Genomic DNA, 17,026 nt, shown 5'->3' on the forward strand with positions numbered 1-17,026 from the left:
TATTAAGTTAGTTAGTAAAACACATGCTCGCAAGGGCGTTGTCTTTTATTCTTCGGCCTTTGTTTAATTTTTACCTTTGTGTTACTAATGCAGGGATTAATCACAAAATCAACAGGTAGCTGGTACCAGGCCCAAACAGCCAACGGACAAGTATATAGCTGCCGCATAAAAGGTAAGTTCCGCATAAAGGGGCTTACAACAACCAACCCTATTGCGGTAGGCGATGTAGTTGATTTTGAATTGGAGCCCGACCAGGATACGGCAGTTATCACCAACCTGCATCCGCGCAAAAATTACATTATTCGTAAATCCATCAACCTCTCAAAGCAAGCGCAGATACTGGCTGCTAATCTTGACCAGGCTTTGTTAGTGGTTACGCTGGCCTCACCTCGCACTTCGCTTGGGTTTATTGACCGTTTTTTAGTAACGGCGGAAGCCTATGATATACCGGCCCGATTAATATTTAACAAGCTTGACCTTTTTAGCGATGAAGGCCTTGAAATATTACAGGACTATAAAGCCATTTATGAAAACATTGGTTACCCCTGCCATGAAGTATCAGCGCTTGAAGGAACGAATATTGACGAAGTGAAAGCTGTTTTACAAAACAAGGTAACCCTTATTTCCGGACATTCCGGCGTAGGTAAATCCAGCCTGATAAACCGCTTGTTGCCTGAATTGGAACTGCGCACGCACCAGATATCTGACTGGAGCGATAAAGGTATGCATACCACCACCTTTGCCGAAATGTTTGAGTTACCCCAAGGCGGATTTATTATTGATACCCCGGGTATACGCGAACTTGGGGTGATCGATATTGAAAAGCAGGAACTCAATCATTTTTTTCCTGAAATGCGTGAGCGTATGCATGATTGCCGGTTTAATAACTGCCGCCATATTAATGAACCCGGCTGTGCGGTTTTACAAGCACTGGAGGATGGCGAAATAGAGATGTCGCGTTATGATAGCTATTTGAGCATTTATAACGGGAACGATACCCGAAATTAGAGGCAGGAATTAAGAAGCAAGAATTAGGAACATATGCGTGTTATGCTTGCGTTTATAGTCGATACGCTCTTCATCGTGGTTTAAGATGATGATGATTGGGCGCTTTTCATAACTCGCGGCTGTTTAAAAAAAGCCTATCTTGCTTCCTTATTTTAGCCGTGATCATCATAAAATGCGTGCAGTATTACAACGGGTATTACAAGCTGATTGCAAAGTTGACGGCACTATAACCGGCAAAATAGGCAAAGGCTTTTTAGTGTTACTAGGGATTGAACACGATGACGCCGTACAGGATGTTGATTGGCTGGCAGCCAAAATTATTAACATGCGTGTATTTAGCGATGACGATGGTTTAATGAACAAAGCACTTTCTGATATAGGCGGGGAAATATTAATTATATCTCAATTTACTTTATATGCCCAAACCAAAAAAGGTAACCGGCCTTCTTTTATTCGTGCTGCGAAACCTGAGAAAGCGGTCAGTTTATATGAGTACATGATTGCCGAACTCACCAGGTTATCAGGAAAGCCAATAGCTACCGGAATATTTGGTGCCGATATGAAAATAAGTTTGATAAACGATGGGCCGGTAACTATAATAATGGATACAAAGGATAAAGAAAATCATTAACAGGCTATGAAAATTGAGGACGCACAGCATCTTGTAGACAGCTGGATAAAAACAACCGGGATACGCTATTTTAACGAGTTAACCAACACCGCTATTTTAATGGAAGAAGTTGGCGAAGTCGCCCGTATTATGGCGAGACAATACGGGGAACAGTCTTTTAAAAAATCAGATGAAGAAGTTAACCTGGCTGACGAGATGGCTGATGTGCTTTTTGTGCTGATATGCCTTGCGAACCAAACAGGTGTGAACCTGACAACGGCACTTGAAAAGAATCTTGAAAAGAAAAGCATACGCGATGCCGACAGGCACCGTAATAACGACAAGCTATTTTAAGAGAGCAAAGCGGCTTGTTCTTTGCCCAGCCATTTATCAATAAATGCGCTTTGGGTTTCCAGCTCATTAGCTTGTCTTGTAATAAAGTTGCGGTTGTCGCGCGGGTCGTTGCCTACGCCGGCTACAAAAGCCCAGTTGCCCCAGTTGCTGGCCGGCGAATAATCAATCAGTTTTTCGGCAAAATAGGCGGCGCCTTTGGTCCAGTCAACTTTAAGATCGCGCACCAGGTAACCGGCAACTACCTGGCGACTGTAATTATTAATGTAACCCGTAGCATTAAGTTGATGCATAACTGCATCAATATACGGCACGCCTGTTTTTCCACTCTTCCATTTTTCTAACAAATCATCCTGGTCAGTTACCATTTCAGGTGCTGTTTTTTTGAAGCCTTCCACGCTAAAAAACTTTAGTCCGTGCTTCTTAAACATAAACCTGAAATAGTCGCGCCAAAGCAGTTCAAGTATAAGCGGACTATTACCCGCATGCTTTTCATGCCGCATAAGTTCCCAATAAACCCGGCGCGGTGATATACAGCCAAGTGCCAGCCAAGGCGACAGCTTTGACGAGTTTTCGGCTACAGCCTGGGGGTTGCGGGCCGCTTTCGCATTTAAAGGGGTGTTATTGGCGAGATATTCATGCAGCATTTGCCGGGCAGCAGTTTCTCCACCGGTAAAATGTAAGGTAGCCCGCGGGTCGTCCAAAGGTTTGTCAAGTCCTAAATCGGCTAATGCTGGTATCGGGCCCGCATCGCTTATTTGCGGCGTAACAATTCGTTCGGGCCCGCCCGTAACAGGCCGAACGGTGCTATCGCGCTCAACCTTTTTTCTAAAGGCAGCAAAGCTATCGGGTATATCTCTTATAGGGAAAGGCAGGTCTTCCTTATGATATAGGGTATGCCCTATAAAATGTTTAAGATTCAGTTTTATCTTCCATAGCGCAGTTTCAACGTTTTCAGATATTGTAGTTTCTTCAAACGCTACCTCGCGGTGATGGTAAACCTCATTCACCTGGTACTCCATAGCAAGCTGCGGCAATACTTCAGCCGGGTTACCTATGCGGATGATGAGTTCGCCGCCTAACAAACGGAGATTTTCGCGTAAGTTGACAACCGATTCAATGAGAAAGCGCGCCCTGAAATTGCCTGTTTTGGAAACCCCTGTATCTGCGGTTTTAAAATAGAAAGGATCGAAACAATAAACGGGCAATATTTTATCGGCCTTGCGGGTTGCCTCTAACAATATTTCGTTATCGTCGATACGCAAATCATTTCTAAACCAAACCAGGATAGTTCTTTCACTCATAGTTAACTGGAAGATTAACTTATCGCAGTTTACAAAAATGCGATTTTATTAGCAGTTTGATAATGCCGTAATAATTATTTGACATCTTATAAACATTGCATAAATCATATTTCGCGCAAGTTTAGAAATGAAAGACGAACATTTTAAGAATTCGTCCATTCTGCAATTCTGAGTCAGACAGATAATGCCCGGCGTTGTGCCATTATATATCCTGTATGCAGGCCATCATGAAAAGGCAGAAAACTTATCGCATCGTCAATGTTCCGCAACTCAACACCATAACGGGTTGTCCATGGCACATATTGGTTGAACAGGCCGGCTGAATAATCTGCATCCAACTGCTCAAGGGTTGATATAGATAATTGTTTAATGTGGTCAAACTCATCCGCGTCAACGTACTTCTCCGGTTTGGTTTCGGGCTTGTAAGCCAGGTATAGATCTTGGGTAATAATAGTTTTCAGGCCTGCACGCAAGTAACAAACGCCCTGTTGTGCAGCCACCATATGTGCAAAATTCCAGATGATATTATTATTAAAACCAGCTGGTACTGTATTTAATTGTTCAATAGTGAGGCTATCCAATAACTTAAAAAGGGCTACACGGGGTTTTTGTATTATTTCTATTGACTTTAGCATATTGTTTAGTTGATTATCCGAAGTTAGCAGAAATGATAGTGCTGTAAAGGGTCGGCTTGCTAAAATGACAAACACTTAACGTAAGCGTTACAAACAGCTATACGCCTTTTATTATACCTTTACGCTTCATTTTATATACATGCACCAGGATACGATAAATAAGTTTACTGGCTCTGAAAAACCTATTTGGTGGTTTTTGATATTGTGGACAGCCCTTAACACCATTCAGGCCTGCACGTTAGGCTTGCATGCTGATGAGGCTTATTACTGGCTGTATTCGCGGTTGCTTGATTGGGGCTACTTTGACCATCCGCCTATGGTGGCCTTATTTATACGAATTGGAGACAGCGTAGTGCATAGCGAACTTGGCTTGCGGCTTGTTAACATCTTATCAAGTACCGCATCGCTATACTTGTTGTGGCGTATTGTAAAAAATTACAATGCCAATACCCATTGGTTTATACTGGTGGCCGGCGGGATGTTTACACTTCACATTTATGGCTTTGTAACCACACCTGATGGGCCGTTGTTGTTTTTTACTGTGCTTTTCTTTTATGTATACGGCGTGTATCTGTTACAAAACACATGGTGGCAGGCAGTGGTGTTGGGTGCTATAGTAGCTTGCCTGCTTTATAGTAAATATCACGCCGTATTACTTATCGGTTTTACCGTTTTATCAAATCCTAAACTATTAGTGCGGCGGTCGTTCTGGCTGGTAACGGTGATTGCTGTTATGCTGTATTTGCCGCATATTTTATGGCAGATACGACATGATTATCCATCATTGGCCTATCACCTTTCCGACAGATCAGAGAAAATATACCGCTTTGATTACAGTCTTAATTACATTATCTCCCAAATAGCTGTTGCCGGGCCGCTAATAGGCTGGATGTTTTTTTATAAAGGAATGATTTATAATACTGCCGATGCGTTTACGCGCTGTTTAAAAGTGAATTTTATCGGCATAATGCTATTTTTTTTCCTTACATCTTTCAGGGGAGAGGTGCAATCACAGTGGACTATTATCGCATTGCCGGCTTTAGCGGTATTGGTACTTGCAGGCTTTGCCGAAAAAGGGTTTCCCCCCGCTTGGTTTAGACGCCTGGCCGTAGCAAATATTTGCTTGATTTTAATCGTGAGGCTAGTTTTGGTAGCCCAGCCGCCATTTGTTAAAAATATACAAGCTGTAAAGGGCTTTTTTAATCACGACAAATGGGCGCGTACTATAAAAAGTAAAGTGGGTGATAACTGGCTGGTAATGAACGATGGTTTCCAGATGCCCGCACGGTATTGCTTTTATAACAACACGCTAAAATGTTTCTCTTATGATTCGCGCTATTACAGGCTCACCCAGTATAATATATGGCCCATGGAAGATAGTGTTCAGGGTAAAAAAGTGTATTATTTGTTGCATAACCCAACCCCGGGTTTTGATACTATACAAACCGCAACCGGGCCATGGTATGGCACCTGGCTTGATGAAATGCGCAGTTACCAAAAGGTGAAGATAAAGACGACTGTAAAAAGCATTGTATCAACCCCGGAAAAGAGACATAAAGTGGTATTGATGATAGCTAATCCTTACGCTTTTCCTATTAGCTTCAGTAATTCCGGTTATAAGCACAGCGTTAGCCTTGAAGCGTGCTTTTTTGAATTAAAAAACGAGATAAATGTACAGCAGGCCGGAAGTGATTTTAATACTATTAATATTAAACCCGGCGGTTTTGCCCGTTATTACTTTAACGTTAACGCACCGGCGAAAAAGGGAAAGTATGACCTGTTCTTTTCCCTGCACACCCAACCTTTCAATGGCACTAAAAACAGCAATGTTATAAGTTTTACGGTGGAATAAATACCTTTGCGCATGTTTAAAAAGCTATACCTACTTTTAATTTTAAGCACAACAGCCGTTTCGGCCCTGGCGCAAAGCCTTGATGTAAATTTTAATGGTTTCGGCTTTTTAGATAACCGCGAATATAAAGCTTTTATACCACGCTCACGCACCTACTCAGGCACGCGATTGGCGCTTGATATTGGCCTCAACCTTGACAGTGTGAACCGTTTTGTAGTGGGTGCTAATGGTATACATGAGTTTGGCGGGAAACCTTATTTTTTAAAGGTTGACCCGGTGGCTTATTATAATTATCACGCCAAACAATGGCAGTTTTACGCTGGGATGTTCCCGCGCGAAGGGCTGCTCACCGATTATCCGCGTTCGTTATTGAATGACACGCTGCGCTATTACCGGCCCAACGTTGAAGGATTATTAACGCGCTTTACCAATGAGCATTTTACCGAAACGGTTTGGCTTGACTGGGTAAGCCGTCAAACAGCCTCAGATCGCGAGCAATTTATTTTTGGATTTTCAGGGAAATATAAACCGGCGGTTAACGGTATATTTTATGTTTCGCATTATTTTATGCTGCTGCATGATGCCGGCGCGGAAATACCAGACCCTAACTATCCCTTGGGTGATAATGGCGCCGGACAGATACGGCTGGGACTTAACCTAACCGGCAAAACCTCGCTTGACTCTTTGTCTATTGAAGCAGGTGGTATGATGTCATTTGAGCGAAGGCAGCGAATAAGTGGTTTTAAAACGCCTGCCGGCTTTGTAGCTGCGGCGCATTTAAAGTATAAGCGATTTGAATTGCATGATGAGTTTTATGCAGGGCAGGGGCATCATGTAATTTACGGGGACTCGTATTATCTTAAAAAAATATACAACCGCCTGGATATCATATACACACCGTTTCTGTTTAAGAATATTAAGGGACAGTTTATTTTCAGTTTTCACCAGTCGCCGGCACACCTTAATGATAACCAGCAGGCATTTCGGATTGTAGCCGACCTGGGGCGCAAAACCCTTGTAAAATTTAAAAACTAATATAGCCTTACTTATGAAAAAAATTTATGTATTACTGTTAGTGTTATGCTTAAGCGCGGGCAGGCTTGCCGCTCAAAGTTCACAGCAATCCCTTTGGGGCGGGTTGTTTCATACCCATAAGCTTTCTAAACATTGGGGATATGCCTTTGACGGGCAGTTTCGTTCAGCAGATGACGTAAAATACCTGCGTAATATTTTATTAAGACCATCAGTAGCTTATTATATTGATAATAACCATGTGTTTAACCTGGGGTATGCATATATAGGTACTAACAGCCGCGATATTTCAGGCTCAAAAAGCTTTCGTGCCGAAAGCCGTACTTTCCAGCAATTTACGTTAACCCACAAAGTGTGTCCGGGCACTAATCTTTCACATCGCTTCAGGCTTGAACAGCGATACATGGGCGAGTCGGCCGACGGAGCTGATGATAATTATTTTTCACAGCGCTTCCGTTATTTCATTCGCGCTGTAGTTCCCTTAAAAAAAGACTCGGTTTTCAGCAAAGGTTTGTTTTTGGGGCTGCAGAATGAAGTTTTCGTCAACATTCAAAATAAAGACAAGGTAAACGATAGTTTTTTTGATCAAAATCGTGCGTACATAGCTTTAGGTTACCGGTTCAGCAAAAAGTTCGACATCGAAGCAGGGTACATGAACCAGTTCAGTAAGACATTCGGCGGTAATGTCACCAATAATATTTTGCAAGTGGCTTTGTACACAAGGTTGTGATGTAACCAGTGTCGCCGGTTATCGTGGAATAGTTATTCGTCGGGTCATAAGTCACTATTAACACCGGCCTATTCATATTTTAACAATAACAATTGCGGGCTGTGTCATAGTTTATCAACGCTTTACCTTCGGTTGTAAAAGCGTTGGGTATATATGCTACTAATACTTTTAAATATATAAAACCAATTGCTGACAAAACACGCGACAAAAAGCTAATTATCAGTAATGTTTTATAGATTTATTGTAACTTTAAAGATAGAAGCGTGCTTATCGCTTAACAACCGTATAAACCCTAAACCTGCACATATGAAATGCCTACTAACCTTCGTTTTTATCCTGTTAAGTTTATCAGCTTTTACGCAAAAACCCATTATTACATCTTTTAGTCCAGCATCCGGGCCGGTTGGTACCCTTATTACTGCAACAGGTAAAGGTTTAGCCAATCCCACATCAGTGGTTGTCGGCGGTAAACCAGCAATTGTCGTTTCATCGGCTGCTACTAAACTTGTTGTAATGGTAATGCCGGGGGCCGTAACCGGTGCCGAATCAATTACCACATCGGGAGGAAAATTATCAACTTCAGGCAATTTTAAAGTGACAGCCACACCATATCCGGGCAAACAACAGGGAGATAGGTTATTGGGCACAGGGAATATAGGGGCCGCCCGGCAGGGCAGTAGTGTTGACATTAGTGCCGATGGAAATACGGCTGTAGTAGGTGGTGCCGATGATGATAATGGTAACGGGGCTGTATGGATGTACACTCGAATAAATGGCGGGTGGACGCAACAGGGACCAAAACTGGTGGGTAGTGGTGCTATTGGCGCGGCGCGGCAGGGTACTTCAGTCGCAATAAGTGCTGATGGTAATTTGGCTGTAGCCGGGGGCTCTGGAGACAATAAATTTCAAGGTGCTTTATGGCTGTTTGCCAGAAAAAACGGTGTCTGGTCACAACAGGGAACTAAATTAGTTCCACCTGCAGGTAGTTCAATTGGTTATGCTGTTGATATTAGCGCAGATGGACGTACAATTGTTACGGGTAAGAGTGGTAGTGCATGTATTTTTAACTATATCAACGGCGCATGGAGTACCGGATTTAAATTAACCCCGACTGACTTACCATATACACAATTTGATGCTAACCCTGAATTTGGTTGCGCGGTAGCAATCAGCGCCGACGGTACGACAGTAGCTGTTGGCGCACGCAAGTATGGACGAAATTACAACTGGGAGGGGGCAGCTTGTATTTTTGTACGCGATGGCAATGTTTGGGCACAACAAGGCCCCAGGTTGACAGCCGTAGGAGCTTTTGAAGAATCCGGCTTGGGCTCAGCTGTAGCGTTGAGCGCTGATGGTAATACAGTTGTAGTGGGCGCCTGGTATTATCTGAACCCTCATGGCGCTGCCTGGGTTTTCTCACGTACCGGTACTATTTGGTCGCCGAAAGGTCCTAAGCTAATTGCCGCCGAACAAGGTGATAGCCATATGGGTGCGTCGGTAGCAATAAGTGCTGATGGCAATACCATTGCGGCTGGTGGACCCAGTGAGAAAGGTGAAAGTGGGGTATGGATTTTCACTAAAAGCAACAATGGCTGGGTGCGTCAAAGTAACTACCTCACAAAGGCACTTAGTAAACTGTATCAGGAAACCAGCCAGGCCTTAGCATTAAGTGCTACAGGACACACGCTAATTGCGGGACTGCCAAACGACTTTAACCTGCAGGGCGGGGCCAAGGTGTTTACACCGTTTCCGCCAAAGCGGAACCAAACTATTGCCTGGAAAGTAGACAAAACGACATTCACTTATGGCGATAGCAATTTTCCATTCACTGTTACATCAACATCCGGCCTGCCGGTACGCATATTTAGCGATGCATATGAAGCCCCAGCTGTTATCGACATCATAAATAATAAAATGCAAATTAATAGAGCGGGCACAATTACATTTACCGCAATACAGGAGGGTAATGATACTATTAATGCCGCAACACCTGCAACATTAACTTTTACTGTACAGAAGCTTCCCGTAGTGGCAAAAATCAATAATGTTTACGGGGTTGAAGGTGATGTTTTACCGCAATTCTCGGTCACCGCTACAGACCTGGTTAATGGTGACAAGCAGATTGATAAAATGTATATTACAACAACGGCTACCAAAAACTCGCCTCCGGGCAGTTACCCCCTAACAGGCTGGTCGTTATCTGAAAAATATGACGTTACCGTTAAGCCGGGTATTTTAACGATCTTTTCGGCGCAAACAGTTTACGCGCCGGTAGTAAAAACTTATGGCGACGCTGAATTTTATGTATTTGGCGGCCATGTTCCCGAAGTTACTTACGGCACTAACAACGCGGAGATCAGGTTTGAAGGCAGCAAGGCGCGGATACTTAAAGCAACCACTAACGTCAACGAGTCTAAAGTATTTGTATCTTATAAAAACCAAACTATCTCGAAACCACTAACAATAAACAAGGCACCGCTTACAATTGCTGCAATTAATCAAACAAAAACCGAAGGATCAGCCAATCCGCCGCTTTCGGTTAGTTACAATGGTTTTGTATACGGCGAAACCAAAAATAACCTTGGTAGCCAGCCTATCGTCAGTACAACGGCAACCATATCATCGCCTCCCGGTACATACCCTATAAATGTACGTGGGGCAACGTCTGATAATTACAGTTTCAACTATATAGCCGGCACCCTCACCGTTACAGCAGCACCAGGTGCGGTGGCGTTAAACGGGCTCGTTGTAAACCAGGCAGTGTCGCCAAATGGCGATGGGATAAACGATGTGCTCGCCTTTAACGGTATCGAAAAATATAGCGGTAACAGGCTAACGTTGATGAATAGCCGGGGCGCCAAAATATTTGAAACAGCAAATTATGGTATCACCGGACAGGCTTTTAACGGCCGGTCAAATATCACTCAAGCTTTACAGCCCGCGGGTACATATTTTTATGTGCTTGAGTATATTGATAATGGTACTGCAAAAACGCAAAAGGGGTACGTGGTTTTGAAATACGACTAACTAAGTAAGATATGACAATCAGATAGTCATAAATGGATAAGCTGTTCTGCGACTACCTTAACAATAGTATATTGGAGCAATACTAAGCAGGTAGCTATAGCGTTTCCAGGACATCGGGATTCCTGGGCCGCCAGATGAGGTAGTAATAACCTAAAAAGAACATCCCTATAAAGAACGGCACCAGTGCAAGGTGCTTATAGGTAAACCAGTCATAAATTACCAGGTGATCAAACCCTATAAATTCGCTTATCATCCAATATGAATTGGCCGATATCCAAAATGTTATAGCCAGGTTATGGCATAGTTCCGACATCATTTTCCGGGTGCGATATCCTATCACAATGGAAATAATCAGTGTAGGAAATATCATTATTATACCGAGTGGTTTCCATATAAGGCACCAGCCTATATCCTTAAACAGCCAAAAACGATATGGAGATTTTCCATTTTGCGGTATTTAAGGGGAATAATGTATTGTGCCATAATGCAGCTAAAATAATAAGAAGGCCAGAGATTTATATATGTCTGATTGTATTATTCTTTGGGGGCAATGCTCATTTTGAAAAAACCTCTGAGTATATAACCCAAAAGCCAACTACAAACATGCCGGCACATGATATCCATAAAAATACGTCCCAAAGCCTGCCTGGCTTTAAGTCATCAACCATATAGCGGTACCTGAATGTTAAAGCTGCGAAACCCAGCATGGGCAACATCAGCGACTGGGCTACGCCTGACCACAGGACCATTGGCAGCGGTGCTTCAAACCACATATATAAACCTAACGCACTCAGCGGCCATATAGCACTTACAACCCGGGCGCGGTAAGCGTTTTTGTTTTCGTCGGCGGATAATACACCAAACAGCTTAAGCCCGTCTACTACCATCCGCGAGTTGCCTGCACCGGCCAGAAAAAAGGTAGAATAAAGCACAGCGATAGAACCTGTCACAAAAATAGTTTGCGCCCACGAACCAAATACCGGTACGTACATTTCGCTCAGCGTCATAATAAGGTCGGTTTTCTCGGGCATTAACTTAATACGGCCCAGTACTGCCGCCCCCATTACGTAAAAAGCCACCGTAGAAAAAGTATATACAACCATACAAGCCAGCGAGTCAATCCTCATTATTTTTATCCAGCCCTTTGCTCTTTTTATCCATTCAGCACTGCCGTCTTTTTTACCTGTAAACTTAGCATAGCCCTTTTCAATACACCAATAGGGATAGGTCATCAATTCTGACGAACTCATACCGATTAGCCCGAACGTAGCCAGGCCTATGGCAACGCCACTGCCATCAGGAATATTAAACGACAATCCGCTTACCAGCTCATTCCATTTAATTGCCCATTTTTCATATGACTGCAGCATGCCGATATTTATGAACGATGTAACAGTAAACATAAACACCATAATGGTGGAAGCCCACTGAATAATATTAAACCGCCCGAAGTATAAAGTAACTGATGTAATTATGGCGATAATGACCACCCAATATTTTACATCCGGTGGCGACTTAAGATGCATGGCTACAGGGATCTTTTTGTGTCCCTCTATGGTGCCGGTATTTGGTGATGAGTTGCTGTTAAGCGCGTAATTTACTTTGTAACGAATATTGTCGCTCACTTGCTGGTTATACACTTTGCCTTCTGTGGTAAGTGGCGCTATCATGGTCATGGCCTGGCCAACGCCGCCAAGTATGCCACCCTGCTGGGTAATGATAAGACAGGTCATACCTGCCCAATACCACAGTATCCAATTTGCACGCTTTGTACGCGGGCCGGGTATACCGTTTAAAGCGTCTAAAGGAGTTTTAGACCAGATTACCGTATGCCGGCCAAACTCTACCTGGGTAAATATTTTGATAATGCATCCGATAAGGATAAGCCACAATAGTGTGAAACCTGCCTCGGCACCTAATAGAGTAGTCGCAATTAACTCGCCTGATCCTACTATTGAACCGGCAATGATAATTCCCGGCCCGAGGTATTTTAGCGTTTTAAGAAATGACCGTGGCGGATCAATTACACTATTTGCGGCGGCTTGCTGATCTGCTTCCGTTTTCATAAACAAGGTTTAACGTTTGTAGGATGGTAAACCTAAAATAAAAAACTTGCAAACACAAGTTGCTTGATATTAGCCACTCAGGACACAGTGACTGAAGATTTTTGGTATCCCCGCATGGATATTTAAGATTTGCAGAGATCAGCGCGCAATTTTTAACCTTCCAAAGCTGCTAGCATCACAACCAAAACTACCGCAAGCGCCAGCCTGATAAAAACACTGGATTTTTTCTTGGAGGACAGAAATTGAGGTAAATAACTTGAATTAGTATACAATTTATCCATATGGTTTATACTGATGGACGGCAAATATACATTATTTAATCGATTTAGTATATCAGAAAGTTAAGCATGCAGCCAATTACGTACCGGGCATCAGGTATAATCAACAGGCAGTTTTTAGGGTTATATGCTAAAAAAACATACATTAGCGGCGTGAACTTCCTGTGCATCATACTGTCGTTTTACGTGATATTATTATCAGTTAAGCCATGCTGTACAAATGATTCATGTAATCAACAGACAACTGTTAAGGAATATCCCCAAAAAAATGCGGTGGACGATGACTGCTCGTCATGCTCACCATTTTACCGGTGTGGTAATTGCGCAGGCTTTATAGCTTTGATGCAGGAAACGCAAAACTTACTAATAGCCGAATCTGCTCATTTCACCGGCACGATATATAAGCAGACATACCTACAGCAGGTGCCGCTAGCTATATGGCAACCTCCGCGCTTAAGTTAATATCATAAACGACAAAGTCGTACTCTTCGATTATTAACTTACAATGAATGCTCATGATAAAAAAAATTTTCGTGCTGGCTATAGCTTTATTGGCTTATACAACTGCCGGTGCACAACATATTTTTAAAGCCGTAATTAAGGATGCCCTAACAGGTGAACCATTACCCGGGGCCACACTCTACCTGCCTTTAACCGGCACGGGCACCTCTGCTGACAGTGCCGGGCACATTAAGCTGGATAATATACCGGCCGGCAAGCAGATATTAACTTACCGTCATATCGGTTATAAAAGCAAAACTGATACTACAAATTTTCCGGCTGCCGCAGACACATCCGTCATTGTGCTCATGTTTGCCAATGAAGAGAATGAACTGGAAGAAATATATGTTTCAGCCACGCGTAGCAGTCGTACTATTGCCAATATACCAACGCGGGTAGAAGTAATATCAGGCGAAGAGCTTGATGAGAAAAGTAATATGAAACCAGGTGATATCCGCATGCTGCTGTCTGAAACAACGGGGATACAAACGCAGCAAACCTCTGCCACTAGCTCTAACTCAAGCATACGGATACAGGGACTTGATGGACGGTATACCCAGATTATACGTGACGGATTGCCATTGTACTCAGGTTTTTCCGGAGGACTTGGCCTGCTGCAGATAGCACCGCTTGACCTGAAGCAGGTGGAAGTAGTAAAAGGTTCATCGTCAACCCTGTATGGCGGGGGGGCGATAGCAGGTTTGGTTAACCTGGTATCCAAAACGCCGACAGACGAGCCACAATTAAATTTTTTACTCAACGGTACGTCGGCAGCAGGTGCAGATGCAAGTGCATTTTATGCGGCGAAAAATGAAAAGACAGGCGTCACGGTTTATACGGCGTACAATCACGGGTCGCCTTATGATCCTGCAGGCATCGACCTTACCGCAATACCCAAATATGACCGTTTTGTATTAAATCCAAAGCTGTTCCTTTACATTAATAACCGTACAACGCTAAACTTTGGCATTAATGCCACTACCGAAAACCGAATCGGCGGCGACTTGCATTATATAAATGGCAAAGGCAATGCGCAGCACGCTTATTTTGAACGAAACAAAACAGGCCGTTATTCCACTCAACTGCATTTTGATCATAAGCTTAGCGAACAAAGCTCGCTGATAGTTAAAAACAGCTTAAGCTACTATGACCGCGAGATTACTCTACCCGATTATATATTTGCGGGTAAACAATATTCAAGTTACAGCGAGGCTGCCTACAGCCACAATGGCAAAACTTCTGACTGGGTAGGCGGTCTTAATTTACTGACTGATAGATTTAGCGAGAAAAAAGAAGGTACTTTCCCACTGCGTGATTATGCGCATACCACAATTGGTGGGTTTATACAAAATACCTGGGATATTAACAAGCGGTTTACCTTAGAGAGCGGCTTACGGGCAGACCATCATAACCAATACGGCATCTTTTTACTGCCGCGCCTTTCGGCCTTATGGAAAATATCCCAACACTTCACCAGCCGGTTGGGGGGCGGGTTGGGCTATCAGGCGCCCACTGTTTTTACTGAAGACGCCGAAAGAATACAATTCAGAAATGTTCAGCCTATTATAGCCGCTAATGCCCGTGCCGAACGCTCATACGGCGCTAATTATGATTTAAACTTTACCGCCGGGTTATTTGATAATAATGTGAGTTTAAGTATTAACCAATTGTTGTTTTATACGCGTATCAATAACCCGATTATACTTACTGACTTACATAGCGGGAGTTTGCAATTCATGCAACCTGGCGGTGATATTAACACTAAAGGCGCCGAAACCAATGTGAAGCTGGTTTATAACAGGTTTAAGCTGTTTGTAGGGTATACATTTGCCGATGTAAGCCAGCATATAGGTAATAAAATATCGCCGGCAACCCTTGTGTCAAAACACCGCCTCAACAATGTGCTTTTTTACGAGGTGGAGGATAGCTGGAAAGTAGGTTTGGAGGCATATTACTATAGCAGGCAAAGGCTTAGTGATAATACCATTGGCAGAGCTTATTGGATAACAGGATTTATGGTGGAGAAGTTGTGGAACCGCTTTTCTGTGTTTATAAATTTTGAAAATTTTACTGATACACGCCAAACCAAATTCGGCAGTATTTATACAGGCAGCGCCTCGGCGCCTGTATTCAGGGATATTTATGCACCATTGGACGGTTTTGTAGTGAACGGAGGAATCAAAGTGAAAATATCTCCATGACGGGGATGGCTAACTTGCCGGCATAGGCGTTACTTTGCTGATATTCATACCCAGCTTGCTTTGTGTACCCATGCTTCCTGGCGAGGCTATTACTGTTTAACAGCCCGGGTATTTACAGCGGCATCAGGTTTCCTAAAGATGAAATAATATGAGGCATTATAAAACTATAGTGCTTCATATTATTCAGCTATTGTTATTCAATAACTACTGTACGGTTATTATACACAAATACCCTGTCGTCAAACACCAGTTTAAGGGCCTTCGCCAACACCGATGTCTCTATCTCTCTGCCAGCGTTCATCATGTCAACCGCGGTATGGGCATGGTTAACCGGTATAATTTGCTGGGCGATGATAGGGCCTTCATCCAGTTCATCTGATACAAAGTGCGCGGTTGCGCCTATTAATTTAACACCGCGTTCAAATGCCTGGCGGTAGGGGTTGGCGCCAACAAAGGCTGGTAAAAACGAGTGGTGTATATTGATGATCCGCATGGCGAAATCCTTGTTAAATTGGGGTGATAGTATTCGCATAAATTTGGCCAGTACTACATAATGCGGGTTGTGTTGTTTCACAAGCCCGGCAATCTTTTGTTCGGCTTGCTCCTTGCTTTGGTCCTCGTACGATACATGATAGAAGGGTATATCAAAGCGGTGGCACACATCTGCCAAGACATTATGGTTGCCAATAACACATTTCACAGTGGCGCCTAATGTGCCAAAATAATTACGGATCAATATATCGGCCAAGCAATGATATTCACGCGTTACGAGTACAACTATTTCTTTATTTGGGAGCGGGTTAATAGTTATAGATGCTCCTGCAGGCAATATGTTTTGCAATTCGTTATGCAACTCAGGGTTGGCTTGATCACCATCCACTTCCAGGCGCATAAAAAAAAGATTTTCTGCTACGTCAACATGTTCGCCAAGCGAGATAATATTATAACCGTGTTTCGCCATTAAGGCTGATATGGATGCCACAAGCCCAACCTGGTCGCGGCACTGAATTACGATGATCATTTGCTGTACTAAATTATCGTAAAGGTATAAAATGAAGTGAAAGTTTGGCCTATTTTGGAAAAAGGCGTTTTTCATCATCGTTAATGTACGATGAAAAAAGCCACTTTAATTTATAAGCCATGCTTTTTTGTTTGCAGGCTATGCACAACAGTGTACATCATTTATAGCGCATAAAGAAAGTTGCTGAGGTTGATAACATCCTCAAAACGGATAGCTCAGATAATTTGATTTTTGAATAAGATGGATTAACAATTGCGCGGATACAATTCGCCTGATCGGCCTTTAAATTTAAGGTTAACTGACGGAATTTTTAGTCTTTTCTACAGGATATACCCGCAGCGCAATTATACAGGACTGGATAAGTACAAAAGCTGCATAAGCTAAACAAATTGTGTGTTTAGGCGATTGTA

At 43.1% G+C, this 17,026-nt stretch carries 14 protein-coding genes; 9 read left to right on the plus strand and 5 right to left on the minus strand.

Annotation, left to right across the window (positions count from 1 at the left end):
• Positions 1 to 87 precede the first annotated feature (87 nt).
• From rsgA to DJ568_RS10915, 3 genes are all read left to right on the plus strand, one after another.
• A complete protein-coding gene (gene rsgA / locus DJ568_RS10905; protein ID WP_114005301.1) occupies positions 88 to 1,008 on the plus strand; it encodes a ribosome small subunit-dependent GTPase A in 921 nt (306 codons plus the stop codon).
• 172 nt (positions 1,009 to 1,180) lie between these two features.
• Positions 1,181 to 1,639: a D-aminoacyl-tRNA deacylase gene (gene dtd / locus DJ568_RS10910; protein WP_114005302.1), complete on the plus strand. Its 459-nt coding sequence runs from the start codon at positions 1,181 to 1,183 to the stop codon at positions 1,637 to 1,639.
• 6 nt (positions 1,640 to 1,645) lie between these two features.
• Positions 1,646 to 1,972: a nucleotide pyrophosphohydrolase gene (locus tag DJ568_RS10915; RefSeq protein WP_114005303.1), complete on the plus strand. Its 327-nt coding sequence runs from the start codon at positions 1,646 to 1,648 to the stop codon at positions 1,970 to 1,972.
• Here DJ568_RS10915 and DJ568_RS10920 read toward each other — a convergent pair.
• Complete coding sequence (locus DJ568_RS10920) at positions 1,969 to 3,273, minus strand: DASH family cryptochrome (RefSeq protein WP_114005304.1); 1,305 nt, start codon at positions 3,271 to 3,273, stop codon at positions 1,969 to 1,971. The two genes, DJ568_RS10915 and DJ568_RS10920, sit on opposite strands and share 4 nt — an antisense overlap.
• Before the next feature lie 173 nt (positions 3,274 to 3,446).
• Positions 3,447 to 3,908, minus strand: coding sequence for a DinB family protein (locus DJ568_RS10925; protein ID WP_114005305.1), 462 nt, complete (start codon positions 3,906 to 3,908; stop codon positions 3,447 to 3,449).
• 139 nt (positions 3,909 to 4,047) lie between these two features.
• Here DJ568_RS10925 and DJ568_RS10930 point away from each other — a divergent pair, with 139 nt between their 5' ends.
• The 4 genes from DJ568_RS10930 to DJ568_RS10945 all read left to right on the plus strand — a co-directional run bounded on the left by DJ568_RS10930 (position 4,048) and on the right by DJ568_RS10945 (position 10,549).
• Positions 4,048 to 5,760 carry an ArnT family glycosyltransferase gene (locus tag DJ568_RS10930; protein WP_114005306.1) on the plus strand — a complete coding sequence of 571 codons (1,713 nt, stop codon included), beginning with the start codon at positions 4,048 to 4,050 and terminating at the stop codon, positions 5,758 to 5,760.
• A 12-nt stretch (positions 5,761 to 5,772) separates the two neighbouring features.
• Entirely contained in the window at positions 5,773 to 6,795 is a 1,023-nt protein-coding gene (locus DJ568_RS10935) for a hypothetical protein (protein ID WP_114005307.1), read from the plus strand.
• A 13-nt stretch (positions 6,796 to 6,808) separates the two neighbouring features.
• The gene (locus DJ568_RS10940) at positions 6,809 to 7,522 is read left to right on the plus strand and encodes a DUF2490 domain-containing protein (RefSeq protein ID WP_114005308.1); all 714 of its coding nucleotides are present in this window, start codon (positions 6,809 to 6,811) and stop codon (positions 7,520 to 7,522) included.
• A gap of 306 nt (positions 7,523 to 7,828) precedes the next feature.
• Positions 7,829 to 10,549: an MBG domain-containing protein gene (locus DJ568_RS10945; protein WP_158534924.1), complete on the plus strand. Its 2,721-nt coding sequence runs from the start codon at positions 7,829 to 7,831 to the stop codon at positions 10,547 to 10,549.
• Between the two features lie 94 nt (positions 10,550 to 10,643).
• Here the strand turns inward: DJ568_RS10945 and DJ568_RS10950 are convergent, their stop codons facing one another.
• Positions 10,644 to 10,919 carry a hypothetical protein gene (locus tag DJ568_RS10950; RefSeq protein ID WP_199560957.1) on the minus strand — a complete coding sequence of 92 codons (276 nt, stop codon included), beginning with the start codon at positions 10,917 to 10,919 and terminating at the stop codon, positions 10,644 to 10,646.
• 184 nt (positions 10,920 to 11,103) lie between these two features.
• On the minus strand, positions 11,104 to 12,615 hold the full coding sequence (locus DJ568_RS10955; RefSeq protein WP_114005310.1) for an NRAMP family divalent metal transporter: 1,512 nt from the start codon (positions 12,613 to 12,615) through the stop codon (positions 11,104 to 11,106).
• A 347-nt stretch (positions 12,616 to 12,962) separates the two neighbouring features.
• On the opposite strand from DJ568_RS10955, the gene DJ568_RS10960 reads away from it, so the two are divergent.
• Both DJ568_RS10960 and DJ568_RS10965 read left to right on the plus strand, forming a co-directional pair.
• Positions 12,963 to 13,355, plus strand: coding sequence for a DUF6660 family protein (locus DJ568_RS10960; protein WP_114005311.1), 393 nt, complete (start codon positions 12,963 to 12,965; stop codon positions 13,353 to 13,355).
• Between the two features lie 53 nt (positions 13,356 to 13,408).
• A complete protein-coding gene (locus DJ568_RS10965) occupies positions 13,409 to 15,595 on the plus strand; it encodes a TonB-dependent receptor (protein WP_114005312.1) in 2,187 nt (728 codons plus the stop codon).
• 193 nt (positions 15,596 to 15,788) lie between these two features.
• On the opposite strand, the gene purU is transcribed toward DJ568_RS10965, so the two are convergent.
• A complete protein-coding gene (gene purU, locus DJ568_RS10970) occupies positions 15,789 to 16,616 on the minus strand; it encodes a formyltetrahydrofolate deformylase (protein ID WP_114005396.1) in 828 nt (275 codons plus the stop codon).
• Positions 16,617 to 17,026 lie beyond the last annotated feature (410 nt).

Source organism: Mucilaginibacter hurinus (assembly GCF_003324525.1).
Classification (GTDB): Bacteria; Bacteroidota; Bacteroidia; order Sphingobacteriales; family Sphingobacteriaceae; genus Mucilaginibacter; species Mucilaginibacter hurinus.